The organism is Bacillus sp. HMSC036E02 (assembly GCF_001836235.1).
Classification (GTDB): domain Bacteria; phylum Bacillota; class Bacilli; order Bacillales; family Bacillaceae_G; genus Bacillus_A; species Bacillus_A cereus.
This window is the reverse complement of record NZ_KV827806.1, coordinates 213722-222212: the sequence shown is the minus strand read 5'-3', so window position 1 is coordinate 222212 and position 8491 is coordinate 213722. Positions and strand designations below refer to the sequence as shown.

The following is an 8491-nucleotide window of genomic DNA, read 5'->3' as shown; positions in this document are numbered from 1 at the left end:
GGATATTGTTGTTCTTGGTTTTGTGGTGCTGCATATGGATTTTGTTGATATTGTTGTTCTTGGTTTTGTGGTATTACATATGGATTTTGAGGATATCGCTGTTCTTGATTTTGTAGTGCTGCATATGGATTTTGAGGATATTCATAATTTGGACGTGTGTCATATGGATTTTGTTGAAATTCAGTTTCTTGGTTTTGCGTTGTTGCATATGGGTTTTCGTCATATTGTGGCTCTTGCTGTTGTAACTCTTGTTCTTCGTATTGTTCTGTGTATCTCTGTTCTTGTTGTTGAGGATACAATGGTTGCCTTGGATAAGGCGGTTGATTATTATAGAACATGTTTATTCCTCCTTCATGATGATGCCTACCACCTAGTGTATGGGCGGACAAGAAAATATGTGATGAAAAAATGCGGGCGTGTTACAATAAGTAACTGGGTGAAGATAAAATGACAAAACAAGAAAAAATTCAAAAAACAATTACTTTTGTAAAACATATTTTAGAAAAAGATGCGAGTGGGCATGATTGGTATCATATTGAACGTGTACATAAAATGGCGATTTCTTTATCTGAGCAAGAAGGTGGAAATCGTTTTATAATTGAAATGGCAGCATTACTTCACGATGTGGCAGATGAAAAGCTAAATGAAAGTGAAGAAGCAGGAATGAAAAAAGTTTCTGATTGGTTAGAAGAGCTACGGGTTGAAGAAGAGGAAAGTAAACATATTCTTCATATCATCGCCAATATGTCTTATAAAGGTGGCCATGGCGGCACAGTAGAGTCACTTGAAGGGAAAATTGTTCAAGATGCGGATCGTTTAGATGCTCTTGGTGCAATAGGAATTGCTCGTACATTTGCATATGGTGGGGCGAAAGGGAGATTAATGTATGACCCAACTATTCCGCCGCGTGAAGAAATGACGAAAGAAGAATATAGAAAAAATAATGATCCATCTTTAAATCATTTTTATGAAAAACTTTTGAAATTAAAAGATTTAATGAATACGAATGCAGCAAAACAAGAGGCTGAAATTCGTCATCGTTATATGGAACAGTTTATTGAACAATTTATGAAAGAGTGGAATGCACAAATATGAAAATGTTAACTGTGGAGAACTTATCAAAATCATATGGGGAAAAGCCGTTATTTGATGGATTATCATGTAGTATTACAGAAGGACAACGTGTCGGAATTATTGGTGTAAACGGAACTGGTAAATCGACATTATTAAAAATTATTGCAGGATTAGAAACTCCTGATACAGGTGATATGACGCATTCACGTGGGTATACAATTAGTTATTTATCACAGCAACCAGAGTTTGATGAAAAACTGACAGTATTAGAGCAAGTGTTCCATGGTGATACACCTTTAATTCGTCTTCTTCGTGATTATGAAAAAGCACTATTAAATATTGAAAAAGATCCAAGTAATGAAAAAGTACAGGAACAATTATTTGCAGTGCAGCAACGTATGGATGCAATGAGTGCATGGGAAGCAAATGCAAATGCGAAATCTCTTTTAACGAAATTAGGAATTACGGACTTCACTGCAATTGTTGGGAACTTATCTGGTGGACAGAAAAAACGTATCGCAATGGCACAATGTTTTATTGAAACACCTGATTTATTAATTTTAGACGAGCCTACGAACCATCTTGACCATGAGACAGTTGAATGGTTAGAAGAATATTTAGCGAGATATACAGGTTCGGTATTACTTGTAACCCATGATCGTTATTTCTTAGATCGTGTGACGAATCGTATTTTTGAATTAGATAATGGTAAATTATATAGCTACGAAGGAAACTATAGTACATTTTTAGAAGCGAAAGCACTTCGTGAAGAGCAAGAATTGGCACAAGAATCGAAACGCCAAAATTTATATCGTCGTGAACTTGCTTGGATTCGTCGTGGTGCAAAAGCCCGTTCTACGAAACAAAAGGCGCGTATTCAGCGTTTTGATGAGCTAAAGGCACAAGAAGGACCAGCTGCAAAACAGTCAGTTGATATTGCACTAAGCGGAAGTCGTCTAGGAAAGAAAGTACTTGAGTTAAAAGATGTAACGAAAAAATTTGGCGATAAGACGGTATTACATAATTTTAATCATATTGTGAAACCGGGTGATCGTATCGGAATTATTGGGGCGAATGGAAGCGGGAAATCTTCCCTATTAAATATGCTTGCAGGTAAGTTATCTCCTGATAGTGGTGAAGTGGAAGTAGGACAAACTGTAAAAGTTGCTTATTATACGCAAGAAAATGAAGAGATGAATTTAAATCAGCGTATGATTGAATACATTAAAGAGATTGCAGAAGTTATTCATACGACAGATGGAAAAGTAATTGGTGCATCTCAAATGTTAGAACGTTTCTTATTCCCGACGCATTCACATGGTACACCACTTGGTAAACTATCTGGTGGTGAAAGAAGACGTTTATATTTATTACGTATTTTAATGGGAGAACCAAACGTACTTTTACTTGATGAACCTACGAATGATCTAGATACACAAACATTAACAGTACTAGAAGATTATTTAGAGGATTTCCCAGGTGTCGTTTTAACTGTATCGCATGACCGTTACTTCTTAGATAAAGTAGTAGATGAACTGTTCATCTTTACTGGCGGAGGCGAAGTGCGTGAGTTTCTAGGTAGTTATACAGATTATTTAGAAATGGAAAAAACGAGAGAACTTATGGAGAAAGCGGAAGTTCAAAAAGAGAAAAAAGTAGTAGAAGAAGCTCCAAAACAACAACGTAAACGTAAACTTTCATACAATGAGCAGCGTGAATGGGAAACGATTGAAGATACAATTGCCGAACTTGAAGAAAAAATTGAGTCAATTGGAGAAGAACTTGCGAAAGTTGGATCTGACTTCACAAAGGCACAAGAATTATCTGAAGCACAGCAGAAAACAGAAGAAGAGCTAGAAAAAAAGATGGAAAGATGGAGTGAACTATCAGACATCGTTGAAGGATTAAAATAAAAACAAGCTGCATATATTGAAAAGTAAAGAGAAAAACTTTACACTATTGGTAGAACCTATTTTAGGAGGGAAAAAATGAGAACATCTAATCCAATGTTGAAAAAAGAGGCATTCCGTAAAGAGGGAGCAAGCGCTTCTGCGATGACGATTGGCGGAACAGTAGGCAAAACGTTTATTATGCTTATCTTGCTACTTGCAACGTCTGTCTATTCATACATACAGATGATGCAGGGGACGATGAAGATGCCAGTATTAATTGGTGCTTTAATCGTTGCGGCAATCATCGCATTCGCGTCTATGTTCTTCCCGCGTATTTCACCTTTTGGTGCACCAATCTATGCAGCGGTAGAAGGGGTTGTGTTAGGAAGTATTTCAGCAGTTTATACAATGAAATTTGGCGATTCTATCGTTTTAAATGCTGTATTACTAACAATCTCAATTCTATTTGCAATGTTAGTGTTATATGCAACACGCGTAGTAAAAGTAACGGATAAATTCCGTACAGGCGTTATGGCAGCAACACTTGGAATTATGGTTATGTATTTAGTCGTATTCCTACTAAATATGTTTGGTGTAACTGTTCCATACATTCACCAAGGTGGTACAATCGGTATTATTATTAGTGCAGTTGTTATTGTAGTTGCTGCATTAAACTTATTACTAGATTTCGATTTAATCGAAAATGGTGTACGTAGTCAAGCTCCTAAATATATGGAGTGGTACACTGCGATGGGACTAATGCTTACATTAGTATGGTTATACTTAGAAATTCTTCGTTTCGTTTCTTACTTTACGAAAAATGACTAATAAAAAAATCCTGCATGAGAAATGCAGGATTTTTTTATTTTTAAAGATAAATTGATTTTATGGTATAATATGGATATTTGTAACTTGAGTTAAGGGGGGATGGAGTATGATGAAAGAGAAGAAAGGGATTATGAAAAAGCTATTTTCTAAAAGTTTTTTCATAGAGCTAGATGATGCTTTAACGTATCCATCATCAAAAGTCATTACTTCAGCAATAGAGAGATATGCGGCTGAATGCAATGAAAGACTAAAATTTGAGAGTAAAGTTAAACCGATTACTTTCTACTTAGAAAATGTAATGTACCGTGCTGAAATAAAGATGGCTCGCGGAGGATATTACATATCTTGTACTGAAGTGTAATAAATTTTGAAACTATACATGTTTGAACTATGTATGGTTTCTTTTTTTGTTTTGTAAGGTCCAAAATAATACTTTCTACTTACGGATATATCATTTTGTGCTTTTTACCATTCAAACATTTCTCCTTACAATGAAGAAAAACATGTGAGGTGGTATAACTTATGATGAATCGAGTTGTATTAATCGGTAGATTGACAAAGGAGCCAGAATTATACTACACAAAACAAGGCGTCGCTTATGCACGAATATGTGTTGCGGTGAATAGAGGATTTCGAAATAGTTTAGGTGAACAACAAGTCGATTTTATTAATTGTGTCGTTTGGCGCAAATCGGCTGAGAATGTAGCTGAATATTGTAAGAAGGGGTCGCTCGTTGGGATTACAGGGCGTATTCAGACTAGTAATTACGATGATGAACAAGGCAAGAGAATATATAGAACTGAAGTTGTGATTGAGAGTATTACCTTTTTGGAGAGAAGGCGGGAGGGGGCATCGTAATAAAAGGTGATTTGAAGTAATAGCTTCGGAAAAAATTGTGGAAAGTATTTTAATAAACTTAAAGAGGGGGATACCGCCAGCTTTTTTGAAAAAACAAGTAAAGAGTATACAAAATTTTAGAACGTTTTTTGGCTAATCCAGTAACAAACGAGAATCGTAAAACCCATCACAGGATAGGAATGTATAAAAAGATGAATCGAGTGATAGAAAATAAAAAAAGGGATTCCTTCTGAGCGTAAGGAATCCTCCTTTTTGTTGCTACCGATAATGAGACGTTATGTTAACTTTACATGTATAGAATATACATGGTGTTATACAGTATCCCTTCTGATAAAATGGAATTAAAAGGAGACAAAGACTTTGAAAAAGAATTTGATACTGATTTTTTGTCTATCTATTTTATTCATATTGTCTGCTTGTCAAAAAGAATACAATGGAAAATATGTAAAATGGGGCGACACTATAGAAACTGTTAACACAGAAAGGCTAGAAAGAAATAACATTCCCTATAAAGTAGAGGGCAATAAAGTATATATTCCAGAAGATGCATTTGATGATGCTATAATGTGTTGTTCTTAGTAAGTAGCTTAGGCATTGTAAATCCGCATTTTCGAGACTGGACCCCTTAATCAACTTCCAATAACGAAAATTATGTAAATAAGCTATCCATATGGATAGCTTATTATATTTTTTTGCTTAGCGTGTTTTTTTCAAAAATAATGGCGATGCCTCAAGAAATGGATAAAAAATAAAAATCATCGGAAACGAAAGCTTTTAAAATCCCGTTCCTAATTTAAAATGTAAAAAGAATGAAATAGTATGGTAGCGGGAAGAAAGTAGTAAAATTAAGCATCCGAGTAGGAGTATAGAGTGATAACATGTTACAATACAGCTAAGAACATGCAATAAAGGAGAGTTTTTTACGTGAAGATTAAAGCAATTGAACCGACGCCAAGTCCAAATACAATGAAAGTTATTTTGAATGAAGTATTACCATCAGGAGCGCGTAATAATTATACAAATGAAAATAAAGAACAAGCACCAATGCAAGTGCAAGAAATTTTGAAAATTGAAGGCATTAAAGGTGTATATCATGTAGCCGACTTTTTAGCAGTGGAGCGAAATGCGAAGTATGACTGGAAAGTTTTATTACAACAAGTTCGTGCTGTTTTCGGCGAAGAAGTAGTGGAAGAAAGTGAAGAACAACAACTTGCTCATTTTGGAGAAGTGAAAGTGTTTGTTCAAATGTTCTTTACAATTCCAATGCAAGTAAAGTTAACAGATGGAACGACGGAAGAACGTGTTGGTTTACCAGATCGTTTTAAAGAATCAATTATGAAAGTGCAAATGTCTGCACCAAACGTTGTAAAAGAGCGTAAATGGGTGGAACAAAGTACACGTTACGGTAATTTTGAAGAAATTGGGAAAGAAGTAGTGGAAGAGATTGTTGCTGCTTATTCAGAAGAACGTGTAAATGAAACGGTTAAAGAATTATTAAATCAAGCAGGTGCTGTTGAAGTAACGATTCAAAAGCGTGAGCCATATAAAGTAACAGAAGAGATGATGAAAGATTCTGACTGGAAAAACCGTTTTGCAGCATTAGAACAAATGGATCCTACTGAAGAAGATATTCCAGTGTTGAAGATGGCGTTAGATGATGAAAAAGTTTCAATACGCCGCTTAGCAACAGCGTATTTAGGTATGGTAAAAGGTGATGAAGTATTACCGTTATTATATAAAGCGTTGTTAGATCGCTCTGTAAGTGTTCGCCGTACTGCAGGAGATTGTTTATCAGATGTAGGTGATCCGGCAGCGATGTTCGTTATGATTAAATCTCTGAAAGATCCAAGTAAATTAGTACGCTGGCGTGCAGCGATGTTCTTATTTGAACTTGGAGATGAAAGTGCGATTCCAGCATTAAAAGCAGCGCAAGATGATCCAGAGTTTGAAGTAGCGATGCAAGCACGTCTAGCATTAGAGCGTATTGAAGGCGGAGAAGAAGCAAAAGGTTCTGTATGGAAACAAATGACGGAGTCACGTAAAGGGGAATAATGTATGATTGTTTTCTATGATAGTTGGTGTCCGATGTGTACGGCCGTTGCAGAACGTACGAAAAAATTAGATAAAAAGGGTAAGATGAAATTTGTTTCATTTCGAAATGAAGATGTAGTTGAGAAGTATGAGCTTTCTCAAGAACTACAAAGTAAGATGGAACAAAGACTGTATATTTTAAAAAATAATAAGTGGTATGACGGCATTCATAGCATACATGTATTAGCAAAGGCCGTTCCATCTTATTGGTTTGCCGTTCCTTTTATAAAGTTATCTATCGTACTTGGTTTTGGAAGTAAAGTATACGATTATATCGCTAACAATAGAAAACTTGTTCCAGTGGGGCATTGCCGCGGTGGGGTTTGTGAAATCCCTACAAAAAAATGAAATCATCGTTATCTTTCTTTTGCACCTATTAATAGAGCGTGATATGATGAATTTGGAATGAAAGTTGAAGGAGAGATTACAAGATGTCAAATGCTTATGAAGAATACATGCGCCAAATGGTAATCCCAATGCGCCAAGAGTTAGTGCGTTCTGGGTTTGAAGAGCTAACTACAGAAGAAGCTGTAACAGAATTTATGGAAAATACATCAGGTACAACTTTAGTAGTTGTAAACTCTGTTTGTGGTTGTGCAGCTGGTTTAGCACGTCCATCAGCAGGTCAAGCGGTTGTTCGTGCTGAAAAACAACCTGATCATCTTGTAACTGTATTCGCAGGTCAAGATAAAGATGCTACTGCAAAAATGCGTGAATACTTCGGAGAAATTCCTCCATCTTCACCATCTATGGCATTATTAAAAGGAAAAGAAGTTGTTCACTTCATTCACCGTCATGAAATTGAAGGTGCAACTATGGACGAAATTATTACGAACTTAGAACAAGCTTTCGAAAAGAATTGCTAAAGAAGGGGGAGAGTAAATCTCCCTCTTTTCTTTATATAGAGGTGAAACCATGATCGTAACAACAGCAGGAAGAACGAATAAAGAAATGACAGATTATGCAAACGAGGTAGCAGCAGAATTAAATGCTTCTTTCGTTAAACGTAATGACATACCAGTACATAAGCTGCATGAGCAGTATGAACAAGATGTGCTTGTCGTAGGGAAGAACCGATTAGCTATTTATCCGAAAGGTACGGAAGAATCGTTTTTCTTTCATCCGAACTCAGCGATGTTTCGTGTGAAAAGGTTAATGCGTGGAGAACACGATCCGTTTGTACAAGCCACGCAATTAGAGAGAGGAATGACAGTGTTAGATTGTACGCTCGGTATGGCATCAGATAGTATTGTAGCTAGTTATGTTGTTGGTGAAAGCGGAAAAGTAACAGGACTTGAAGGCAATGAGTATATGGCTTATATTATGGAAAATGGTTTGAAAACATGGTCTTCATCCGTTTCTGAAATTGATGAAGCAATGCAAAGAATTCAAGTAAAGCAAATGGAGCATTTTTCATTTTTAGCGCAATGTGAAGACAATAGTTACGATGTCGTTTACCTTGATCCGATGTTTGAAGAAACTGTCATAGAATCTGACGGAATTAAAGGATTAAAACACTTCGCTTTGTATCATGATATTACTGACGAAACAATTGCGGAGGCAAAACGAGTGGCGAGAAAACGTGTCGTTTTAAAAGATCATTTTCGTAGTTCTAGATTTGAAAAACACAATTTCTACGTATACAAAAGAAAAAGTGCTAAGTTTCACTTTGGTGTAATTGACCCTTGCTAATTGTTTGAAAAGATGTATAATAAGCAATAATTAATTAAATATACTGTCTGTGATGA

At 35.9% G+C, this 8491-nt stretch carries 10 protein-coding genes, 1 pseudogene and 1 other annotated feature (1 of these 12 only partly in view); of the genes and pseudogenes, 10 read left to right on the top strand and 1 reads right to left on the bottom strand.

Annotation, left to right across the window (positions count from 1 at the left end):
* Positions 1 to 338: pseudogene (locus tag HMPREF2590_RS03385) on the bottom strand (hypothetical protein); the annotation flags it as partial.
* Between the two features lie 109 nt (positions 339 to 447).
* Between HMPREF2590_RS03385 and HMPREF2590_RS03380 the strand changes: the two are divergent.
* The 10 genes from HMPREF2590_RS03380 (at position 448) to HMPREF2590_RS03335 (ending at position 8435) form a co-directional block, all read left to right on the top strand.
* Positions 448 to 1095, top strand: a complete 648-nt coding sequence (locus HMPREF2590_RS03380) for an HD domain-containing protein (RefSeq protein WP_000165966.1) — start codon at positions 448 to 450, stop codon at positions 1093 to 1095.
* Positions 1092 to 2987 (top strand): ABC-F family ATP-binding cassette domain-containing protein, encoded by a 1896-nt coding sequence (locus HMPREF2590_RS03375; RefSeq protein WP_000783169.1) that lies wholly within the window; start codon positions 1092 to 1094, stop codon positions 2985 to 2987. Before HMPREF2590_RS03380 ends, HMPREF2590_RS03375 begins: the two co-directional genes overlap by 4 nt.
* Positions 2988 to 3062: 75 nt before the next feature.
* Positions 3063 to 3794, top strand: a complete 732-nt coding sequence (locus HMPREF2590_RS03370; RefSeq protein ID WP_001260655.1) for a Bax inhibitor-1/YccA family protein — start codon at positions 3063 to 3065, stop codon at positions 3792 to 3794.
* A gap of 106 nt (positions 3795 to 3900) precedes the next feature.
* Entirely contained in the window at positions 3901 to 4155 is a 255-nt protein-coding gene (locus HMPREF2590_RS03365; RefSeq protein ID WP_000975130.1) for a DUF4318 domain-containing protein, read from the top strand.
* A 161-nt stretch (positions 4156 to 4316) separates the two neighbouring features.
* Complete coding sequence (locus HMPREF2590_RS03360) at positions 4317 to 4652, top strand: single-stranded DNA-binding protein (RefSeq protein WP_000982014.1); 336 nt, start codon at positions 4317 to 4319, stop codon at positions 4650 to 4652.
* Between the two features lie 360 nt (positions 4653 to 5012).
* Positions 5013 to 5231 (top strand): hypothetical protein, encoded by a 219-nt coding sequence (locus HMPREF2590_RS03355; protein WP_000739870.1) that lies wholly within the window; start codon positions 5013 to 5015, stop codon positions 5229 to 5231.
* A gap of 345 nt (positions 5232 to 5576) precedes the next feature.
* Entirely contained in the window at positions 5577 to 6704 is a 1128-nt protein-coding gene (locus tag HMPREF2590_RS03350) for a conserved virulence factor C family protein (RefSeq protein WP_000692580.1), read from the top strand.
* A 3-nt stretch (positions 6705 to 6707) separates the two neighbouring features.
* Complete coding sequence (locus tag HMPREF2590_RS03345) at positions 6708 to 7091, top strand: thiol-disulfide oxidoreductase DCC family protein (RefSeq protein ID WP_000634885.1); 384 nt, start codon at positions 6708 to 6710, stop codon at positions 7089 to 7091.
* A gap of 83 nt (positions 7092 to 7174) precedes the next feature.
* Entirely contained in the window at positions 7175 to 7609 is a 435-nt protein-coding gene (locus HMPREF2590_RS03340; protein ID WP_000063706.1) for a BrxA/BrxB family bacilliredoxin, read from the top strand.
* Between the two features lie 49 nt (positions 7610 to 7658).
* Entirely contained in the window at positions 7659 to 8435 is a 777-nt protein-coding gene (locus tag HMPREF2590_RS03335) for a class I SAM-dependent methyltransferase (protein ID WP_000637458.1), read from the top strand.
* Between the two features lie 40 nt (positions 8436 to 8475).
* Positions 8476 to 8491, top strand: a binding site (T-box leader) (it continues 199 nt past the right edge of the window).